Source organism: Pseudomonas sp. PS01300 (assembly GCF_029960155.1).
GTDB classification, from domain to species: domain Bacteria; phylum Pseudomonadota; class Gammaproteobacteria; order Pseudomonadales; family Pseudomonadaceae; genus Aquipseudomonas; species Aquipseudomonas palmensis.
In genome coordinates this window covers 1-19,223 of sequence record NZ_JASCPN010000083.1, presented here as the reverse complement: position 1 = coordinate 19,223, position 19,223 = coordinate 1, and the positions used below count along the sequence as shown (strand labels likewise).

The 19,223-nt window shown below is 67.5% G+C and carries 21 protein-coding genes; 10 read left to right on the top strand and 11 right to left on the bottom strand.

Going from position 1 to position 19,223, the window contains the following annotated elements:
* Positions 1-84: 84 nt before the first annotated feature.
* Entirely contained in the window at positions 85-402 is a 318-nt protein-coding gene (locus QMX96_RS24670) for a DUF2388 domain-containing protein (RefSeq protein ID WP_043860539.1), read from the bottom strand.
* Between the two features lie 155 nt (positions 403-557).
* On the opposite strand from QMX96_RS24670, the gene QMX96_RS24665 reads away from it, so the two are divergent.
* From QMX96_RS24665 to QMX96_RS24655, 3 genes are read left to right on the top strand one after another with little or no spacing between them, the layout of a single operon-like run.
* Complete coding sequence (locus tag QMX96_RS24665; RefSeq protein ID WP_058540721.1) at positions 558-1,616, top strand: NAD(P)-dependent alcohol dehydrogenase; 1,059 nt, start codon at positions 558-560, stop codon at positions 1,614-1,616.
* Between the two features lie 37 nt (positions 1,617-1,653).
* Entirely contained in the window at positions 1,654-2,277 is a 624-nt protein-coding gene (locus tag QMX96_RS24660) for a glutathione S-transferase (protein WP_043860541.1), read from the top strand.
* Positions 2,255-3,457: an MFS transporter gene (locus QMX96_RS24655; protein WP_078480128.1), complete on the top strand. Its 1,203-nt coding sequence runs from the start codon at positions 2,255-2,257 to the stop codon at positions 3,455-3,457. Before QMX96_RS24660 ends, QMX96_RS24655 begins: the two co-directional genes overlap by 23 nt.
* Before the next feature lie 279 nt (positions 3,458-3,736).
* Here the strand turns inward: QMX96_RS24655 and QMX96_RS24650 are convergent, their stop codons facing one another.
* Positions 3,737-4,627: a DMT family transporter gene (locus QMX96_RS24650; RefSeq protein ID WP_253087006.1), complete on the bottom strand. Its 891-nt coding sequence runs from the start codon at positions 4,625-4,627 to the stop codon at positions 3,737-3,739.
* A gap of 105 nt (positions 4,628-4,732) precedes the next feature.
* Here QMX96_RS24650 and QMX96_RS24645 point away from each other — a divergent pair, with 105 nt between their 5' ends.
* A complete protein-coding gene (locus QMX96_RS24645) occupies positions 4,733-6,064 on the top strand; it encodes a PLP-dependent aminotransferase family protein (RefSeq protein WP_282362616.1) in 1,332 nt (443 codons plus the stop codon).
* 10 nt (positions 6,065-6,074) lie between these two features.
* Here the strand turns inward: QMX96_RS24645 and QMX96_RS24640 are convergent, their stop codons facing one another.
* From QMX96_RS24640 to QMX96_RS24630, 3 genes are all read right to left on the bottom strand, one after another.
* Positions 6,075-8,363 carry a TonB-dependent receptor gene (locus tag QMX96_RS24640; RefSeq protein ID WP_282362615.1) on the bottom strand — a complete coding sequence of 763 codons (2,289 nt, stop codon included), beginning with the start codon at positions 8,361-8,363 and terminating at the stop codon, positions 6,075-6,077.
* Between the two features lie 81 nt (positions 8,364-8,444).
* Positions 8,445-9,563, bottom strand: a complete 1,119-nt coding sequence (locus tag QMX96_RS24635; RefSeq protein ID WP_282362614.1) for an aryl-sulfate sulfotransferase — start codon at positions 9,561-9,563, stop codon at positions 8,445-8,447.
* 66 nt (positions 9,564-9,629) lie between these two features.
* Entirely contained in the window at positions 9,630-10,619 is a 990-nt protein-coding gene (locus QMX96_RS24630) for an ABC transporter substrate-binding protein (protein WP_282362613.1), read from the bottom strand.
* Positions 10,620-10,665: 46 nt separating this feature from the next.
* Between QMX96_RS24630 and QMX96_RS24625 the strand changes: the two genes are divergently transcribed.
* Together QMX96_RS24625 and QMX96_RS24620 are read left to right on the top strand one after the other, a co-directional pair.
* A complete protein-coding gene (locus QMX96_RS24625) occupies positions 10,666-11,793 on the top strand; it encodes a helix-turn-helix domain-containing protein (RefSeq protein WP_236171670.1) in 1,128 nt (375 codons plus the stop codon).
* A 27-nt stretch (positions 11,794-11,820) separates the two neighbouring features.
* Positions 11,821-12,297, top strand: a complete 477-nt coding sequence (locus QMX96_RS24620; RefSeq protein WP_043860504.1) for a hypothetical protein — start codon at positions 11,821-11,823, stop codon at positions 12,295-12,297.
* A 140-nt stretch (positions 12,298-12,437) separates the two neighbouring features.
* Here the strand turns inward: QMX96_RS24620 and QMX96_RS24615 are convergent, their stop codons facing one another.
* Positions 12,438-12,908 (bottom strand): hypothetical protein, encoded by a 471-nt coding sequence (locus QMX96_RS24615; RefSeq protein ID WP_054915351.1) that lies wholly within the window; start codon positions 12,906-12,908, stop codon positions 12,438-12,440.
* A 113-nt stretch (positions 12,909-13,021) separates the two neighbouring features.
* Between QMX96_RS24615 and QMX96_RS24610 the strand changes: the two genes are divergently transcribed.
* Positions 13,022-13,324, top strand: coding sequence for a hypothetical protein (locus QMX96_RS24610; protein ID WP_258659014.1), 303 nt, complete (start codon positions 13,022-13,024; stop codon positions 13,322-13,324).
* On the opposite strand, the gene QMX96_RS24605 is transcribed toward QMX96_RS24610, so the two are convergent.
* The 5 genes from QMX96_RS24605 to QMX96_RS24585 all read right to left on the bottom strand — a co-directional run bounded on the left by QMX96_RS24605 (position 13,321) and on the right by QMX96_RS24585 (position 16,702).
* Entirely contained in the window at positions 13,321-13,650 is a 330-nt protein-coding gene (locus QMX96_RS24605) for a hypothetical protein (RefSeq protein ID WP_043860501.1), read from the bottom strand. The two genes, QMX96_RS24610 and QMX96_RS24605, sit on opposite strands and share 4 nt — an antisense overlap.
* A gap of 72 nt (positions 13,651-13,722) precedes the next feature.
* Positions 13,723-14,448, bottom strand: a complete 726-nt coding sequence (locus tag QMX96_RS24600) for a DUF72 domain-containing protein (protein WP_088515363.1) — start codon at positions 14,446-14,448, stop codon at positions 13,723-13,725.
* Positions 14,445-15,233, bottom strand: a complete 789-nt coding sequence (gene xth / locus QMX96_RS24595; RefSeq protein WP_282362612.1) for an exodeoxyribonuclease III — start codon at positions 15,231-15,233, stop codon at positions 14,445-14,447. The genes QMX96_RS24600 and xth overlap by 4 nt, the downstream gene beginning before the upstream one ends.
* Positions 15,234-15,250: 17 nt before the next feature.
* Positions 15,251-15,493, bottom strand: coding sequence for a hypothetical protein (locus QMX96_RS24590; RefSeq protein ID WP_054915353.1), 243 nt, complete (start codon positions 15,491-15,493; stop codon positions 15,251-15,253).
* Positions 15,494-15,568: 75 nt separating this feature from the next.
* On the bottom strand, positions 15,569-16,702 hold the full coding sequence (locus QMX96_RS24585) for a diguanylate cyclase (protein WP_043860497.1): 1,134 nt from the start codon (positions 16,700-16,702) through the stop codon (positions 15,569-15,571).
* A 171-nt stretch (positions 16,703-16,873) separates the two neighbouring features.
* Between QMX96_RS24585 and QMX96_RS24580 the strand changes: the two genes are divergently transcribed.
* The 3 genes from QMX96_RS24580 to QMX96_RS24570 all read left to right on the top strand — a co-directional run bounded on the left by QMX96_RS24580 (position 16,874) and on the right by QMX96_RS24570 (position 19,123).
* Positions 16,874-17,602: an AraC family transcriptional regulator gene (locus QMX96_RS24580; RefSeq protein WP_043860496.1), complete on the top strand. Its 729-nt coding sequence runs from the start codon at positions 16,874-16,876 to the stop codon at positions 17,600-17,602.
* A gap of 77 nt (positions 17,603-17,679) precedes the next feature.
* The gene (locus tag QMX96_RS24575) at positions 17,680-18,639 is read left to right on the top strand and encodes a DMT family transporter (RefSeq protein ID WP_282362611.1); all 960 of its coding nucleotides are present in this window, start codon (positions 17,680-17,682) and stop codon (positions 18,637-18,639) included.
* A gap of 16 nt (positions 18,640-18,655) precedes the next feature.
* On the top strand, positions 18,656-19,123 hold the full coding sequence (locus tag QMX96_RS24570; RefSeq protein WP_058540690.1) for a GNAT family N-acetyltransferase: 468 nt from the start codon (positions 18,656-18,658) through the stop codon (positions 19,121-19,123).
* Positions 19,124-19,223: the final 100 nt, after the last annotated feature.

The window sequence follows — 19,223 nt, the reverse complement described above, 5'->3', positions numbered from 1 at the left end:
GGTCAAGCCCGCTCCCACAAAGGCCATGAAGATCCCTGTGGGAGCGGGCTTGACCCGCGATGGGCTCACCTTGCCTGCGGCGCCTTACTGCCCCGCCCCCAGCTCATCCTGGGTCAGTATCGCCTTGGCCAGGTCTTCGTCACTGGCCTGCAACCCAGGGTTCTGCTGACGGATACGCTGCAGCATCGACTCCAGGTACACACCGCGAATTTCGCCGCCGCTGGCGATGAACGTCGAAGCATCATCGCGCGCCGGAATCACCAGCTTGTCGTCCTTGAAGGTCGAGTACAACGAGGCGGAAACCCCGGCGGAGGTGGCGACATCGCGACCATCCACACGGGCCAGGGCCGTGCCCAAAGGCAGGCAGAGCACAAGGGAAGAAACCAGCAGTAAACGGCGCATGACGATGCCTCCGTGATGGGGGGGAACCTACATTCATTAGGATAGGCCCCCCAGGCCAAGAGTTCCCGCCAATATCCCTACCCGCCCACCGAAGCCCGCCATGCTGGCTATATTGAAACCCTGGTCCCCATTCCCGAGCGTGACGAGAGGTGAACATGTACACCATTGGCTATGCAGCGCAGCACCGCGAAGCACCGCTGGCACCCTTCAAGTTCGAACGCCGCGCCCTGCGCCCCAACGACGTGGCGATGCAGATCCTGTACTGCGGCGTATGCCACTCCGACCTGCACCAGGCCCGCGACGACTGGGGTTTCAGCCGCTACCCGATCGTGCCAGGCCACGAGATCGTCGGGCGCGTGACCGAGGTGGGCAGCCAGGTCACCCGCTACAAGGTCGGTGACGCCGTGGCGGTGGGCTGCATGGTCGACTCCTGCCAGCAGTGCGACCAGTGCCGCAAGGGCGAGGAACAGCTGTGCCGCGAGAACAACACGCAAACCTACAACAGCCTGGACCGCATCACCCGCGAACCCACCTACGGCGGCTATTCCAAGCACCTTGTAGTGCGCGAGGAGTTCGTGCTGCGCGTGCCCGACGGCCTGGACCTGGCCAAGGCCGCGCCGCTGCTGTGCGCCGGCATCACCACCTACTCGCCGCTGCGCACCTGGAATGCCGGGCCCGGCAGCCGCGTCGCGGTCATCGGCCTGGGCGGGCTGGGGCACATGGCCGTGAAGCTGGCGGCGGGCCTGGGTGCCGACGTCACGGTGCTCAGCCGCACCCCCGACAAACTCGATGATGCGCGGGCGCTGGGCGCCGACAAGCTGCTGGTGTCGTCCGACGCCAAGGCCATGGCCGCCGCGCGCTCCAGCTTCGACCTGATCATCGACACGGTGCCGGTGCGCCATGACGTGTCGCCCTACATGTCGCTGCTGGACGTGGACGGCACCCTGGTGATCGTCGGCCAGGTGGGGCCGATCGACGAACAACTGACCGTGCCGTTCATCCTCGGCCGGCGGCGCCTGGCCGGCTCGCCGATTGGCGGGATTGCGCAAACCCAGGAGATGCTCGACTTCTGCGCGAAGAAGAACATTCTGCCGGAGTGTGAAATGATCCGCATGGACCAGATCAACGAGGCGTTCGAACGCATGCAGCGCTCCGATGTGCGCTACCGCTTCGTGATCGACATGGCCTCGCTCGACGACACCACCGGCGCCTGACGCGCCTCACTCCCCTACCGAACCACAAGGGCCTCCCATGCTGCAGATACTCGGCAAAGCTTCCTCCATCAATGTACGCAAGGTGCTATGGGCCTGCACCGAGCTGGGTATCGCCTTCGAGCGCGAGGACTGGGGCTCGGGCTTCAGGTCCACCTTCAGCCCGCAGTTCCTGGCCCTCAACCCCAACGCCATGGTGCCGGTGATCAAGGACGGCGACTTCGTGCTGTGGGAGTCCAACAGCATCCTGCGCTACCTGGCCAACCAGTACCACGGGCAGCACCTCTACCCCGCCGAGCCCCGGGTGCGCGCACGGGTGGACCAGTGGATGGACTGGCAGGCCACCGACCTCAACAAGTCCTGGACCTACCCCTTCCTGTCGCTGGTGCGCCATTCCCCCGACCATCAGGACCCCGAGGCACTGGCGGCGGCATGCAGGCAGTGGACCACCAACCTGCAGATCCTCGACCGCCAGCTCGAATCGACCGGCGCCTACGTCAGTGGCCAGGACTTTTCACTGGCGGACATCGCCATCGGCCTGTCGGTCAATCGCTGGTTCGAAACCCCGCTGGAGCATCCGGATTTTGCAGCGGTTCGGGCATACTACGAGCGTCTGACCGAACGCGAAGGGTTTGTCATCCATGGAAGAAACGGTACCCCGTAACGCCACCGTCACCACCGAAACCTCGGTGCGCCGCCGCTCGCTGCTGGCCGGCTGCAGCGCCCACGCGGTGCACGACGGGCTCACCGACGTGATCTACGTGCTGCTGCCGCTGTGGCAGGCGCAGTTCGGCCTCAGCCTGGCCCAGGTGGGCCTGTTGCGCGGGGCCTATTCCGGAATGATGGCCGGCTTTCAGCTGCTGGCCAGCCGCGCGGCCCGGCGCTTTGGCCGCGAGCGCCTGCTGGTGGGCGGCACGCTGCTGGCCGGCGTGGCCTACCTGGTCGCCGGCCAGGCCACCGGCCTGGGTGTGCTGCTGGTGGCGCTGATGCTGGGCGGGCTGGGCGCCAGTACCCAGCACCCGCTGGCCTCCTCGATGATCACCGACAGCCACGCGGCGGGCGGCGGGGTCAAGCAGGCGCTGTCGCACTACAACTTCGCGGGCGATATCGGCAAGGCGGTCATTCCGGGCCTGATGGGCGTGCTGCTGGTGGCCGTCAGCTGGCGTACCGGTGCAACGCTGCTGGGCGTGCTGGGTGTGGCTGCGGCGGTGTTGCTGTGGTGGCTGATCCCCTCCCGGGCCCAGGCCCTGGCGGCGGGCGGCAAGGCGCCGAAGCTGGCCACCGGAAACGGCTCGCCGGGCGGCCTGCGTGCCCTGCTGATGCTGGGCATGCTCGACAGCGCGGTGCGCATGGGGTTTCTGACCTTCCTGCCGTTTCTGCTCAGGCTCAAGGGCGCCGGCACCGCCGGTATCGGCCTGGCGCTGACGCTGCTGTTCGTGGGCGGGGCCTTCGGCAAGCTGCTGTGCGGCTACCTGGGCGCACGCATCGGCCTGCTGAAAACCGTCTCGCTCACCGAAGCGGGGACTGCACTGTTGATCGTGCTGGCGGTGGTGCTGCCGTATTCGGCCACGCTGGTGATGCTGCCGTTGCTGGGCCTGGCGCTGAACGGCACCTCGTCGGTGCTGTATGGCGTGGTGCCGGAGCTGGCGGCTGCCGGCAAGCACGAGCAGGCCTTCGCGCTGTTCTACACCGGCACCATCGGTGGCGGCGCGCTGGCACCGGTGGTGTTCGGGCGGCTGGGGGACGTTACCGGGGTGCCCACGGCGGTGGTGGTGCTGGCGGCCACGCTGCTGCTCACGCTGCCGCTGGCGTGGCGGGTGAACAAGGGCTTGGTGGCAGAATAGAAAAGAAGGCGCGGGAGTCTCGGCGCCTTCCTGGTTTTGTGCGGGGTGTGGCGGGGGTTACAGGGGGGAGATGGTACCCAGTGCTCCGATTGCGAAGGCCAATACCAGAAAGCCGAATACAAAAATTGCCATCTTGCCCATGGGAGCTCCTAACTGAGGGGGTGCGGCTGTCGAAGGCCACATTGTCTGCCCCCTTCTGATCTGGAAACAGATGCAGCTAGCGAGGCAAAAAGCGGATCAGATGAGTTCGGCTCAAAAGCCCAGGCTGGGCGCAACCGTCTACCGCGCCCACCGCCTCGCCCCCGCCACACACAGGATCACCCCCACCGTCACCCCCAGCATCCCCGGGCTGACCTGCTCGCCCAGCAACCCCGCCGCCAAGGCCAGGCCAAAGAACGGCTGCAGCAGCTGCAACTGCCCCACCGCCGCAATCCCGCCCTGGGCCAGGCCGCGGTACCAGAACACGAAACCGATCAGCATGCTGAACAGCGACACATACCCCAGGCTCACCCACGCCGGCAGGCTGATACCCGCGAACGTCGACGGCGCCAGGTACCAGGTCAGCACCAGCATCACCGGCAACGACACCAGCAGCGCCCAGCAGATCACCTGCCAACCGCCCAGCGCCCGCGACAACCGCGCCCCCTCGGCATAACCCAGGCCGCACACCACCACCGCCAGCAGCATCAGCAGGTCACCCTGGGGCGACGCCGCCAAGCCCTGCGACAACGCAAAGCCCACCACCATCAAGCACCCCAGCACCGAAAACAGCCAGAACACCGGGCGCGGGCGCTCGCCCCCGCGCAGCACGCCAAACACCGCGGTGGCCAGCGGCAGCATGCCGATGAACACGATCGAATGCGCCGAGGTCACGTACTGCAGGGCCAGCGCGGTCAGCAGCGGAAACCCCACCACCACCCCAAGCGACACCACGATCAAGGGCATTACCTGAGCCCGGGTCGGGCGCGGTTGCCTGAGCAGCATCAGCAAGGCCAGCGCCAGTACACCGGCAATGGCGGCACGCGCCACGGTGAGGAACACCGGGTCGAATTCCAGCACCGCCAGGCGCGTGGCCGGCAAGGAGCCGCTGAAAATCACCACGCCGATCAGGCCGTTGATCCAGCCACGGGTGGTGTCGTCCAGGGTACGAGGTTTGAGAGTCTGTTCCATTGAAGTCACGCTCGACAGGTTGCAGGGGTAAGGGCACGCTTGCCAAAAACCATGCTAGGGCCGACGATCAGCACAATCAAAAAATCGTCATGGATACATCTGCACATGCCTCGCTCGCGCTACAAGGCCCTGGTCGACACCTTTGCCGCCGACATTCGTGACGGCAGGCTCGCCCCTGGCACCCGCCTGCCCACCCACCGTCACCTGGCCGCGACCCATGGCCTGGCCCTGGTCACCGCGTCACGGGTATATGCCGAACTCGAGCAGATGGGCCTGGTGAGCGGCGAGACCGGGCGCGGCACCTTCGTGCGCGAAACCTCGCTGCCGCCCGACCTGGGCGTCGACCAGCAGGTGGTGGCCGCCGGCATGGCCGACCTGAACTTCAACTACCCGGCATTGCCCGGCCAGGCCGACCTGCTGCGCAGCGGCTTGCGCCAGCTGGCACTGAGCGGCGACCTGGAGGCGCTGCTGCGCTACCAGCCCCATGCCGGGCGCGCCCATGAACGCGCCTGCATCGCCCGGCACCTGCTCGGTTGCGGGCTAGAGGTGAATCCAGAGCAGGTACTGATCGTCAGCGGCGCCCAGCACGGGTTGGCCGTGGTGCTGATGGCCCTGCTGCAGCCCGGCGACGTGATCGCGGTCGACGCCCTCACCTACTCCGGGTTCAAGGTGCTGGCCGAGGCGTTGCGCCTCGAGATGCTACCGATTCCGGTCACGCCCCACGGGCCGGACCTCGGCGCCCTGCAGCGGCTGTGCCGCAGCCGCCCGGTACGCGCGGTGTACAGCATGCCCACGCTGCACAACCCGCTGGGCTGGGTGATGAGCCAGGAGCAGCGCGAACAACTGGTGTCGATTGCCCGCACCCACAACCTGCACCTGATCGAGGACGCCGCCTACGCCTTCCTGGCCGACGACGCGCCGCCGCCCCTGGCCCAGCTGGCACCGGAGCGCACGCTGTACGTGTCAGGCCTGTCGAAGAACGTCGCCACCGGCCTGCGCGTGGGCTTCATTGCCGCCCCGCCGCACCAGGTTGCCGCGCTGGAGCGCTCCATTCGCGCCACCACCTGGAACACCCCCGGGGTGATGACCGCCATTGCCTGCGCCTGGATCGAGGACGGCACGGTGGAGCGCCTGGAAGCCGAGAAGCGCGCCGATGCCCAGGCCAGGCAGGCCATCGCCCGCGAAGTACTGGCGGGCATGCCCTGCGTCACCCACCCCACTTCGTACTTTCTGTGGCTACCGCTGGCCGATGACGCCCGCGCCGAACAGATCGCCGCCGCCCTGATGCGCGAACAGGTGGCGGTGTCCACCGCGCAGCCGTTCGCCACCACCAGTCACGTGCCGCGTGCACTCAGGCTGGCGCTGGGCTCGGTGGACCTGGACACGCTGCGCGCGGCGCTGGCGAAGGTACGCTGGGTGGTGCAGGCGCACTCCTGAAGCCCACGCCTCAGAAGTCGTAGCGTGCACTCATGCCCAGGGTGCGCGGCGTACCCAGCACCCCGGTGTAGGCGCCGTTGGGCGAGTTCCACAGGGTGGTGTAGTAGGTCTTGTCGAAGGCGTTCTTCAGCCACAGCGACACGTCCCACTGGCCCTGGCCCCAGTCGCCGCGCACCCCCGCCGACAGGTTGACCAGCGCATACCCCGGCAACTGCGCCAGGCGCGAATCGTCCACCGTGCCCACCGCCTGCGAGCGCCAGGCGTAGTTGCCGTTCACGTAGGGTTGCAGGCCGTTGTCCAGGTCCCACTGGTAGCTGGCGCTGGTGTTGGCAATCCATTTGGCCGCGCCCACCACGTTATGCCCGCTGAGGTCGCAGGCGGCCGGGGCCCCGGGGCGCAAGGCCACCTCCGCCGGGCATGGGGCGTTGTCGTAGGACAGGTAGCGCACATCGTTCCACGAGCCGTTCAGGCTCAGCGTCAGGCCACGGCTCACCCGCCAGGTACTGTCCAGCTCAAGGCCACGGCTGCGCACGCTGCCGGCGTTGGTCAGGTAGCTGGTGAGGTTGGCGTCGTCGTAGGCGTTGGTCTGGTAGCCGTGCACAATCGTCCAGAACAGGTTGGCATTGAGTTGCAGGCGCTGGTCCAGCAGGGTGGTCTTGATGCCCAGTTCGGCGTCGTTGGCCCGTTCGCTGCCGATCAGCAGCGAGTCGGCGCCGGCCACCGGGGCGCTGGCCACGCTGAGGTTGACCCCGCCGGACTTCTCCCCGTGGGACAACGAGCCATACGCCAGTACCTGGTCGTTCACCCGCCAGGCCAGGCTGGCCAGCGCCGACGGGCTGAAGCTGTAGAGGCTGAGGTCGCCAGAATCATAGGCGCCGACACGCCCCTGCCTTACCGCTGCCGCCGCACCCGTCACGCTCGCGCCGCCCACCGGGGCATCGCGCGTCACCCTGGCCTGCTTGCGCTCGTAGGTACCGCGCAGGCCCAGGCTCAGGTCCAGGCGCGGGGTCAGGTGCCAGGTGCCCTGGGCAAAGGTGGCGAAACTGTCGGTGTCGATGCTGCCGTGGCCCACGCTGTTCACATCGTTCAATGCGCCCTGCGGGGTGCCGTTCCAGGTGTCGGCCAGCGGCCCGTATTCGGTGAACACGCGGTTTCGCATCTGCTGGCCGAAGTAATAGCCGCCCACCACGTAATCGAACCGCTCACCCAGCGGCGAGGCCAGGCGCAGCTCTTGCGAATACTGCTTGTCGCGGGCCGACTGGCCGACGTTGTGCATCACGTCCACGTTCAGTTCGTCGTCGTTGCGCGGGGTGAAGTCCCACCAGCGGTAGGCGCTGATCGACGTCAGCGTGAAGCCACCGGCCAGCCCCCAGTTCGCCTCCAGCGAGGTGCCGCCCTGGAACACCGTGACACGCTGGTCGGCATCGAGGTTGACCCTGCGCCCGTCGACCAGCGTCGCGCCCACCGCCTGGGCCCGCTGTTCATAGCGGTTGACCCCGTTGATGGTCGGCCCGGTGCTGAACAGCGAGCGCGTGCCGGCGCTGGAGTGCTCCTCGTTGTAGTCGCCGATCCAGCGCAGGCTGAAGTCTTCCTGCGGCCTGAACAGCAACTGCCCGCGAAAGCCCTGGCGTCGGCCGCCGCCCAGGGTGTCGCCGTCGAACCGGTTCTCCACGTAGCCGTTCTCGTCGGTGCGGTAGGCCGCCACCCGCCCGGCCAGCGTGTCGGTCAACGGCCCCGACACACCGCCCTGCACCTGCCGGTAGCCGTCCTCGCCCAGCGACGTCGACACGTTGCCCTGCGGGGTGAAGGTGGGCTGGCGGGTGGCGATGTTGAGCACCCCGGCCGTGGTGTTCTTGCCGAACAGGGTGCCTTGCGGGCCGCGCAGCAAGGCGATCTGCTCGATGTCCAGCAGGTCGAACACGGCCATGCCGGGGCGGCCCAGGTAGACGTTGTCGAGGTAGATCCCGGCGCTGCCCTCCAGGCCGTCACTGGCCGGGTTGTTGCCCAGCCCGCGAATCGACAGGCTCGACTGGCGCGGGTTCATGAACGCCACGTTGACGCTGGGCATGGCCTGTTGCAGGTCCTGCAGGCGATACAGGCGCTGGGCCTCCAGGGCCTGGGCGCCCAGCACGCTCAGGGGGGTGGGCACGTGCTGCGCCTCTTCGCTGCGCCGGCGCGCCTCGACCGTCACCGGGGCAAGGGTCGGGGCGTCGGTGGGGGTAGGTTCAGTGGCTGACGCAGGCAGTGACAGCAGGCCCAGTGCGGCCAGGCACAGGGGGCGTGGATAAGGCAGCTTCATCATCGATTCCTTTGGGGGTATGGCGGTACCTCGCTGCGCGTGGTGTGCGTGAGCGTGAGGGTGGGTGCTGGTGCGCGGTGTTCAGGCTTTCAGCCAGGGAATGTCGTCGCGCTGGTAACGGTGCGCGCGGAAGATCGCGTTGTTCTCGCCCGGCAGGTAGCGGCGCGAGGCCGCATCGGGGTAGGCGGCAAAATGCGGGTTGATGTACTCCCACACCACCTCGCCGGCCGGCGTCACTTCGAACAGGCGGCCGAAGTTGGCCTCGGTGATCAGCGTGTTGCCGTTGTGCAGGCGTTGCGCACCGCCCATGAACGGGGTGAAGAAAGCGTAGCCGGGGGTATCGGCGTACTGCCATTCGATGCGCCGGGTCAGCGGGTCGATCTCCAGGATGCGCGAGTGCGGCATCGACACGTGGGGCCGCGAAATACCGTTGTCGAACACCAGGATGCGGCCGTTCTCCAGCTCGCTCGGGCAATGCTGCTGCGCCACCAGATCGTGGCCCAGACGCCACAGCACCTCGCCGCTGCCGCGCTGCACGGCGATCACCGACGACACGCTGCGCAGGCTGAGGATCACCTTGCCATCGCGACCCGGGGTCACCGCGTTGGTCATGGGCCAGTGGTAGCGCTCGAAGGTGTCGTGCAGCGGGTAGTCCTCGGGGCGCAGGTGCTCCCAGCTGCGCCACTCCCACACCACCTGGCCCTGGCGATCCACCTCCTTGACCACGTCGGCATAGATCACCCCGCCCGCCGCCTCGCTGCCGGGAATACCGCCCACCACGCGGCTGGCCAGCTCGGGGCTCAGGGGCTCGACCGTGGTGTACAGCAGGTGGCCGTTGTCCAGCCACTGGGCATCGTGGTGGTGCAGCAGGTCGGTGTGCTGCCACACCACCTCGCCTTGCGCGGTGACTTCACTGAAGGCGCCGCCGTGCCACACCGACCAGCCTGGGAACAGCTCGGGGGAGTCGGGGTGGTTGCCGTTGTAGCCCAGGTTGCCGTTGGGCAGTATCACCGCGTCGCGACCGGGGCGCTGGGGCAGCTTCCAGCGGTGTACCACTTCGCCGTCCAGGTCGATCAGGAACACGTTGCCGTCGGCGGTCTGCGGTGCGAACAGGGTATAACCCCCGGCGCTGCGGGCGTGGTCCACGGCAACCAGGCCGGTCCTGTGGCGTTTGAGGGTCGGGGTGCGCAGGGCAGTCATGAGGTTTCTCCGGGTGAGTGGTGCCCTGCCGACGGCAGGTCGGCATGGCAGGTCGAGTTGAAGTGTTTAGTCAGGTTGTGGCAGCAAGCTGTTGAAACGACTATCGAATACCTGTTCAACCTGCAGCGGTTTTGGGATCAGGCGCTCGGCGGCGAAGGCATCGGCCAGGCGTTGCTGCATGGCGATGATCGAAGGGTCGATGGCCACATAGCGCAGGTGCTGGTGCGCCAGCATCTCGCGCACCAGCTCAAGGGGCAGGCGCGTGCTGCCTGCCAGCGCCTGGGCCCAGGCATCCGGGTGGGCGGTGGCCCAGGCCTGCGCCCTGGCCAGGCGCACCATCAGCTCGCCCAGCTGTCGAGCACGCTGCGGGTCGGCCAGGGCCTGGCCGCTGGCGACCGTGAAGTTAAGGCCGGTCTCGGGCCAGGCCGAGCCGTCCACCAGCACCCGGGCGCCGTGGGCGGTGGCCTGCCCGACAAAGGGGTACCACACCGCCCAGGCGTCCAGATGGTCACTGGCAAAGGCGTTTTGCGCATCGATGGGGCTGGCATAGGCGATCTTCACCTCGCGGGGGCTCAGCCCGGCCTGGCGCAGCGCGGCCAGCAGCAGGTAGTGGCCGCTGGAGCCCTTGGCCACCGCCACGCGCCGGCCCTTGAGGTCGGCCACCTGTTGCACCGTCGAGCCTTGTGGCAGCAGCAGCGCATTGTTGTTCTGGGCGCCGTCGGCCACGCCGATGATACGGATGTCGAAACCACCGGCCTGGGCAAACACCGGCGGCGCATTGCCCACCACCCCCACATCCACCGCCCCGGCACTCAGCGCCTCGAGCAAGGCCGGGCCGGCCGGGAACGGGTGCCAGCTCAGGGGCAAGGTAGGAGTCTGGGCCTCCCCGGCGGCCTGCAGCAGGGTTTGTACCAGCCCGCTCTGGTCGCCGACCCGCAGCGCGGCAGGTGCGGCGCTGACGGCCTGGGCCAGCACCATGCCGGCGCACAGCGCCACGGCGCGCAAGGTGGTGCGGCGGGCGTGCAGGTGCTTGGCAGCAGCAGCGAATAACGGCATTGTCGTCCCCCTGTTTCGTGTTGAACCCAGTATGTCGAGGCCCCCCGTGCAACTCCATGCCAAACACCCCTCCTTTGCTGCCACGCCACCCGCGCCCCGCGCGGTGGTGGTGCTGGGTTTCGACGATGCGTTGCTGCTCAATGCGGCCGGCCCGCTGGAGGTGTTCGGCGCCGTGCCGCGCCTGCTGGCCGGCGCGTTCGCACAGCACCCGCCCTATCGCCTGGTACTGGCCTCGCCCGAGGGCGGCCTGATCAGCACGGTGTCGGGCATCGAGGTGATGACCCGTTCACTGGCGCAGTTGGACCTGGAGCTGCGCGACATCGACACCCTGATCGTGGCCGGCGGCCCTGGGGTGGCCGCACTGGAAGCAGACCCGCGCGCGTGCGACTGGCTGCGCCGGCGCCATGGGCAGATTCGCCGGCTGTGCTCGGTGGGCACGGGCACCTTCGCGCTGGCGGCTGCGGGCCTGCTCGATGGCCGTCGGGTGGTGACCCACTGGAAGTTCAATGACGAGTTGCAGGCGCGCTACCCCAGCGTGCAGTGCCAGCCCGACGCGCTGTACCTGAACGACGCCAACCTGTGGACCTGCGGCGGCGCCACGGCGGGCATCGACCTGGCGCTGGCACTGGTGGAGCAGGACCTCGGCCCCCACGCGGCCCTGGCGCTGGCACGCTACTTCACGGTGTTTCTGTGGCGCTCGGCCGGGCAACCGCAACTCAGTGCCTCGTTGCAGGCACAGTCCAACGCGCTGCGCACCGCACCGGATGTGCGCCTGGCCCGGCTGCATGCCTGGATCGCCGCCAACCTGGATGGCGACCTGCGGGTGGAGCGCCTGGCCGAGCAGTTCGGCATGAGCCCGCGGCATTTTGCCCGGGCCTATGTGGCGGCCACGGGTGACACGCCGGCCCAGGCGGTGGAAACATTGCGCCTTGAAGCGGCGTGCCGCCTGCTGGAGACCACCCGCGAGCCGATCAAGCGCATTGCCGAAACCGTCGGCTTCGGCCGCGAAGAACGCATGCGCCGGGTGTTTCAGAAAGAGCTGGGCACCAGCCCGCTGGGTTATCGTACCCAGGCCAGGGCCCCGCAACCGGGCGTGCCCGTGCCGGTGGCCGGCCAGACCGGATACCGCCATGTGGAGCGGCCGGGCATCGCGCTGGAGCATCTGGCGCAGTAGATTCGGATTGTCGAGAACGGAGTGATCATGAAAGTTCTGTATACCCTGCTTGCCCTGCTGGCGTTGAGCGGACTGGGTGGCACTGCCTATGCCAAGGCACCGGCCGCAGAGGCGGCGCGCGAGTTCGTGGTCAAGAGCCAGGCCGGGGCCAACCTGGGGCCGATTGCGCTGTCGGCGGCCATGCGCACCAACACCTACGGCCTGCTGACTGCGCAGGTCGGCAGCCAGCAAGCGGAAAAGAGCGTGACGGCGGCCATCAAGGGGTTGCTGCCCAAGTACCAGCCGCAGTGGGACCAGCACCTGGTCGAGGCCTACAGCCAGTCGTTTTCGGCGAAGGAGCTGGCGTCACTGGCCAGCGAAGGTCGCGAATCCAAGTATGCCGACAAGGTGATGAGCAAGCAGCCAGACATCGGCAAGGCCATGCAGGCCAGTGCCAGGCCGGTGCTGATCGAGCTGGTGACCGAGGCGTTGAAGGTGGCGGTGGCGGCGCATCCGGTGAAGTGAGGGGCGTAGTTGCCTGCTGGTGCTGCGCACCCGATCGCGGGTCAAGCCCGCTCCCACAGGTTTGCGCTGCTTCTGTGGTAGCGGGCTTGGCCCGCGATCCCAGTGCGCGGTTTCGTGAACGATGAACTCAGCGGGGATCTTCAACGCGCCTTCACCTCGGCCAGCGCCTCGCGCAGTGCCTGTGCATCGGCCAATTCCTGCTTGGCCGTCACGCGCCCGTGCTCCAGTTGCAGCAACAGCACCGTGCCCTCGGCGCCCGGGTAACGCGAGGCCACCCGCCCCTCGCGGTCCAGCAGCACGCGGTAGCTGTAGTCGCGCATGGCCGGGATGGCGAACAGCTTGGCGATCAGCGCCGGCATGCGCTGCACGTCGGCGACAAACACACCCTTGCGCGCCTCCAGGTAGCCCTTGGGCTGCCCCTCCAGCACCGCCTTGACCAGCTTGCCACCCTCCATGCTGCGCGCCACCAGCACCAGGGCAGTGTCGTCGTTGAGGGTATACGGCTGCTCGAACTGGTCGAGCAGGGTCCACGGGGCCACGCGCTCGCCCACCTCAAGCGCCTGGGCAACGATGGGCATCAGGCCCAGCAACAGCACGATCAGCACTCTCACACCACACCTCGTTCATTGGGCTTCGACAAGCCGGCGACTATAGCGCGACTCAGGCAGGCGAAGACATCGCCGGCGCCACCGCATAAAGTGACGCTTTTTTCCGGGAGGTATGGATGAACGCGCCCACTGACCACACCCTCACCGCCCGCGAGGTGTGCCAGCAGCTACGTGACGCCGCCCTGGGGCTGGCCAGCCTGCAGTGCATGCAGGCGCAACCGGCCAGTGGCGTGATGCAGGTGCAGATCGACGGCTGGCAGTTGAGCCTGGATGTCGAACACGGCCACCTGCACCACTGCCAGCGCTGCCAGAGCCCGGATGGCCGGGTGTACGAGCCTGGCCTGCGCTACGGCACCGACCCGGTCTACCTGCTCAGCACCTGGGAACTGGCCCGGATCGAGCGCCTGCTCGGCGCCTAGCGCTGCGCCATGGCATGGCGCGCGCACTGTTCGTAGTAGGTCTGCTTGATGGCTGGCGGCTTGAGCCGCGAGCGGCTGTTGTAGGTCTGTTCGGTAATGCCCATGGCCGTCATGCGCATCCACGGCTTGGGGAACTTGCGCGATTGCAGGCGCTTGCGCGCGGCATACAGCGTGACCCCGGACAGCTTGGACTGCTGCGCGCCGGCGGCAATCTCCGAACCCCAGCTGCACACGAAGCGGTCATTCTTGTTCAGCGCCTTGGCGTGCGTCGCCAGCGAGAAGGTGGCCAGTGCGCACACGGCCACGGTCATCACGAAACCTCGCATGAAGTCATCCTAACCCGTTGAAAGGCGGCGAGTTTGCCAAGGATGAAAAGGCGCCGGGGCCAGCAAATTGCCTTATGTGTCCTCCAGCAGTTGCAGCAGGCCCAGTGCATCGCCTACCGCAGCGCCGCTGGCGGTGTTGTCGAAGATGCACCAGCACTCCACGCCGGCCTCCAGGGCCTGGCGTATGTCCTGGGCCAGCAGTGCCAGGCGTTCGTGCCCATAGGCGCTGTGATAGAGGCGTGGCGAGCCGTGCAGGCGCCAATAGCGCAAGCCGGCCCAGCCACCTGGCTGCACGGCACCGATGGGGCTGGGGTCGGCCCCCACCTGGGCAATGCGCCAGCGTTCGAGCAGCGCCCCGGCGTCGGCCCAGGAGGCATGGCGCGGCTCGAACGCCACGGCGCCGGCGTAGCGCTCACGCAGTGCACCGAAGAACGCCTGCGCCACCTGCGGCTCGCAGGCCAGCGATGGCGGGGTCTGCACCAGCAGGCATCCCAGGCGCTCGCCCAGCTGCGTGCACTGCTGCACAAACGCATCCAGCAACCCGGCGCAGTCATGCAGGCGTTGCACATGGGTGATCTGCTTGGGCACCTTGACCGAGAATGCGAAGCCTGGCGGTACCGCCTGAGCCCAGCGCGCATAGGTGGCGGGCTGGTGCGGGCGGTAGAACGAGCTGTTGATTTCCACGGCCGGCAGGCGCGACGCATACCGCTGCAGGTGCGTGCCCTGCTCGGCGAACGCCGGCCAGTACGCGCGCGGCAGGCTCCAGCCGGCACAGCCGATGCGTAACAAGGGGCTCATCGAGCGGCCTTGAGTTCGATCCAGGTGGGTGCATGGTCGCTGGCATGCGCTTCGTTGCGCACCCAGGCGTCGACCCCGGCGTTTTTCAGGCGCCTGGCCAGCGGCGGGTTGAGCAGCAGGTGGTCGATGCGCAGCCCCGAGTTCTTCTGCCAGTGCTGGCGAAAATAGTCCCAGAAGGTGTACACCCGCTCGTCCGGGTACAGGTGGCGGATAGCATCCGTCCAGCCCTGGGCCAGCAGGCGCTGGTAGCATTCGCGGCTTTCGGGCTGCAGCAGCGCGTCCTTGAGCCAGGAGCGCGGGTTGTAGATATCCAGGTCGGTGGGCACCACATTGAAGTCGCCGGCCAGCAGCACCGGGTGCTCGCTGTTCACCAGGCCCTGGGCGTGGGTGATCAGGCGTTCGAACCAGGCCAGCTTGTAGTCGAACTTGGGCCCCGGTTGCGGGTTGCCATTGGGCAGGTACAGGCAGCCGACCTGAATGCCCAGCACCGCCGCTTCCAGATACCGGCTTTGCGTATCGTCCTCGCTTCCCGGCAAGCCGCGGCGCACCTCCAGCGGTTGCGCGTCACGGGCCAGAATCGCCACGCCGTTCCACGACGCCTGGCCATGGTGCAGGCAGCCATAGCCGAGGGCTTCGAAGTCAGCCACAGGGAACGCGCTGTCTACCGCCTTGAGCTCCTGCAGGCAGGCGATGTCGGGCTGTTCCCGCTCCAGCCAGGCCAGCAGGTTGGGCAGCCGCGCCCGCAGGCCGTTGATGTTGAATGTGGCGATCTTCAGCGTTTTCATCCGCACCTCCCTGGCGATCAGGTATCCGGGTCGTCGACCTTGGCCTCCACGGCCGCTTCGATGGCGTGCGTGTTCGCCTCGTCGGCCATGGCCTTGAGCGCCAGCCAGTCGTCCCATTCGATGGCACCGTCGTCCAGCAGCGCCTGGGCCAGGCTGACCAGGGCCTGGTGGTAGGCATCCGGCGACTCCAGCCGGTAACTCTGATCGTCCAGCACGGCATACCAGGCTTTGAGTTCAGGCGTATTGCGGTCAACCGACATGGCATTGTCCTCTGGGTCACTCAGCTCTAGTGAGTGCCGGGCGTGGCCGAACGTTCAGTTGCAGTGCACAGGCGGTCAGTCGGCCGCCACCACCTGATTGCGCCCCTGGGCCTTGGCACGGTACATCGCCTGGTCGGCGCTGTTGAGCAGGGTGTGCAGGTCGCTGTGCGCCGCACTGGCCACCGCCACGCCGAAGCTGGCCGTCATGCCCTGGCGACCATCGCTGTGGTGCACGAACTGCAATTGGGCGATGGCTTGCGCCAACTGTTCGGCGATGCCCAGCGCCGTGTCCATCGGGGTGTCGGCCAGCAGCACCGCGAACTCCTCCCCGCCCAGCCGACCGTACACGTCGGTGTCGCGGAACGAGGCCTTGATCACCCCGCCGATCTGGCGCAGCACCTCGTCGCCGACCTGATGACCGTAGGTGTCGTTGATGCGCTTGAAGTGATCGATGTCCAGCATCAATGCGCACAGCGGGCGCTGCTCGCGCTGGCTGTGGGAGTACAACTGCTGGGCATGTTCGAAGAACGCCCGGCGGTTCTTCAGGCCGGTCAGCTCATCGGTTTGCGCCGCGCTGCTGGCGATGTGGTGCGCGCGTTCCATCTCGTGAGTCAGGCATAACGCCTTCTCCAGCGCCGCGCAGAGCTTGCCGGTGGCACGCAGCATGAACGAGGAAAACACCAGCACCGCCAGGGCCATGCCGGTCTGCAACTGCGAGGGCTGAAACAGCAGCCACAGCGTGCAGGGCAGCAGCACCAGGCCGATGGCGGCCAGGGTCATCGAGCGGTAGGCGTAATAGCAGGACACCGCGCTGCCCGACATGCCCACGGCGAACAACAGCACGATCGCCTGGGCCAGCAGGCTGTCGTGCGGCATCACCGCCAGCGCCCCCAGGCCCCACACGCCGGCACTGAACACCAGGGTGACCCAGTATCTGCGTTCCCAGCGCGACGGGGTATGGCTGGTCTCGGGGCTGCGGTAGTAAGCGGTGAACAGCACGATGCGCGACAGGGTCGCCACGCTCAGCACGCCGATCCAGCTCAACGCGACGTTGTGCTCGATGTAGTCCCAGCACAGCCAGCACAGCATCACTGCGCCAAGAAAGCTGCCGTATACCGCGGTCAGCGACTGACGGAACAGCAACTGCAAACGGTCGGTACGGGCCAGTTGCGCCACAGTGGCATCAGGGTGCGAAAAGGGATGATCCATTGGCTATGCCCGCTATGGTGAAGCGCTGGTAAGCCGCATTGTGGCACTGTGCGATCATCTCGAACAGCCGGCTGTCGGCTGGGGCGCGCACGTGCGATTGAATGTTCAGAGGGTCGAGGATAGCCTGTGCGCACGGCGGCCATGCCGACGTCTGACGCCAGGAGTGCACCATTGGTCTTGAACCTCGATATTCGCAGCTATCAGGCTGAAAGCGCTCATCACCAGCATGACTTCACGCAACTGGTGCTGCCCATCTGCGGGCGCATGGAAATCGACGTGGATGGCCGTGGCGGCAGCATCGACAATGCCCTGGCGGCGCTGGTGCGACCCGGTTCGCAGCACGCGCAGCTGGCGCAGCCCGGCAGTCGCTTCCTGGTGCTCGACTGTGCCCCCGATGCACTGCACGGCCAGCCGTTCACGGCGCTGGCGCAACGCACCTACGTCGCCATCCCGCCCGCCACCCGGCGCCTGATCGAATATGCCGAGCTCATCGGCCGTGACCAGCTGGCGGCCACTGCAACGCACCTGGCGCCCTTGCTGCTGGCGTCGCTGGCCGCCCTGCCGGTGCAGCCGAACCCCGGCCTCAACCGCCTGATTGCCCAGGTACACGCCCGACCAGCCGCCGCCTGGAGCAACGAGCGCATGGCCCATGTCGCGGGCATGAGCCTCAGCCAGCTGCATCAGCGCTTTCGCGAGCTGCATGACTGCACCCCGCAGGGCTGGCTGACCCGCGTACGGATCGAGCAGGCGCAGCGCTGGCTGGGCGACAGCCACCTGCCGATTGCCGAGATCGCCCTGCGCAGCGGCTTCAGCGACCAGGCCGCCCTTACCCGCGCCATGCAGCGGGTGGGCGGCATCACTCCCGCCGCCTACCGCAGGCGCCAGCAACAGCCTGGGTAAAAAAACCCGCAGTCGGCGCCAATACCACCACTGGCAAAACCCGCATGCTGGGCACCTTTCACGGCAGGGGTGGTGCGATGTTCGCTGATCGTTCGTTGGTAAAGGGGCTTGGCTACGGCGTGGCGGCCGGGGTGTGCTGGGGCGTGATCTTCCTGGGCCCCGAACTCACCCCAGGGTTGAGCGGGGTGCAGTTCGCGGTACTGCGGTTCCTGTGTTACGGGCTGTTTTCGCTGGTGCTGCTGATGCCGCGCCTGCACCGGGTATGCGCGCAGCTCACCCGTGCCGACTGGGTCTCGCTGTTCTGGCTGAGCCTGGTGGGCAACCTGTTGTACTACTCGCTGGTGGGCAGCGGCGTGCAACTGGTCGGCATCGCCACCACCTCGTTGATCGTCGGTCTGATCCCGGTGCTGGTGACCCTGGCGGGGCGCCATGACGCCAACGCGGTGCCTGTGCGGCGGCTGATCCCCTCGCTGACGCTGGCGATGGCCGGCGTGGCCCTGATCAGCCTCGATGCGTTGCACAGCGGCGCCGACACCCGCACCAGCAGCGGCCAGGTGATAGCCGGCCTGCTGTGCGCCGTGGGCGCGCTGGTGAGCTGGAGCTGGTACGCGGTGGCCAATGCCCGTCGGCTGGCCCTGGTCGGCGGCGTGTCCTCCCACGACTGGGCCTTGCTCACGGGCCTGATGACCGGCGCACAGGCGCTGGTGCTGGCGATTCCGGTGCTGGGCCCTGAAGTGGCGGCCCATGGCGCGGCAACCTGGGTTCACTTCGTGCTGGTGGCCGCGGGCGTGGCGCTGCTATCGTCGGTGGTCGGCGGCGCCTTCTGGAACCAGGCCAGCCGGCTGCTGCCGCTGGCGCTCAGCGGCCAGGTGCTGGTGGTGGAAACCCTGGCGGCGCTGCTGTTCGGCTTTTTGTGGGAACAGCGGCTGCCCGGTGCGCTGGAGCTGGTTGCTATTGCGCTGCTGGTCGGTGGCGTGGTCTGGTGCCTGAACTGCCACCGCAGCGATACTGCCAGTGCCACCGCAACCTCCTCCTGAACCAATGGACTGTGAAATGCTCACCATCAGACCCGCTACAAGCGCCGATGCCCAGGTGGCCTACGACATACGTCGGGAGGCAGTCCGTCATCACTGCATCGGGGCCTACCCGGCAGAACAGATGCTGGCCTGGACGGCGGGCACGGCCGAGGATGGCTACGCCAGCCTCATGGCCAGTCACTTCTACATGGGGTGCATCGAAGGTGAGCCGGTGGCAACCGGCATGCTGGATGTGAATGCCCGTGAAATCGGGGCGATCTTCGTGTTGCCGGGGTACATGCAGCAAGGCCTGGGCAAACAGATGCTGGCGTTTCTTGAGGCGCTGGCGCGCAACCTGGGGCTGGCGCAGGTGAACCTGGACGCCACGCTGAACGCAGCAGCCTTCTATCGACAGTGTGGTTATGTGGGCGAAGCGACAGCGCTCTATCACTCACCCCGGGGCATCGACCTGGCGTGTGTGCCCATGACCAAGGTACTGGTATAGGTCGGCGCCGGCCTCTCGCGGGTCAAGCCCGCTCCCACAAGGATGGCGGTGTGCCTTGTGGGAGCGGGCTTGACCCGCGATGCTGTCACTTCGTCCCGAA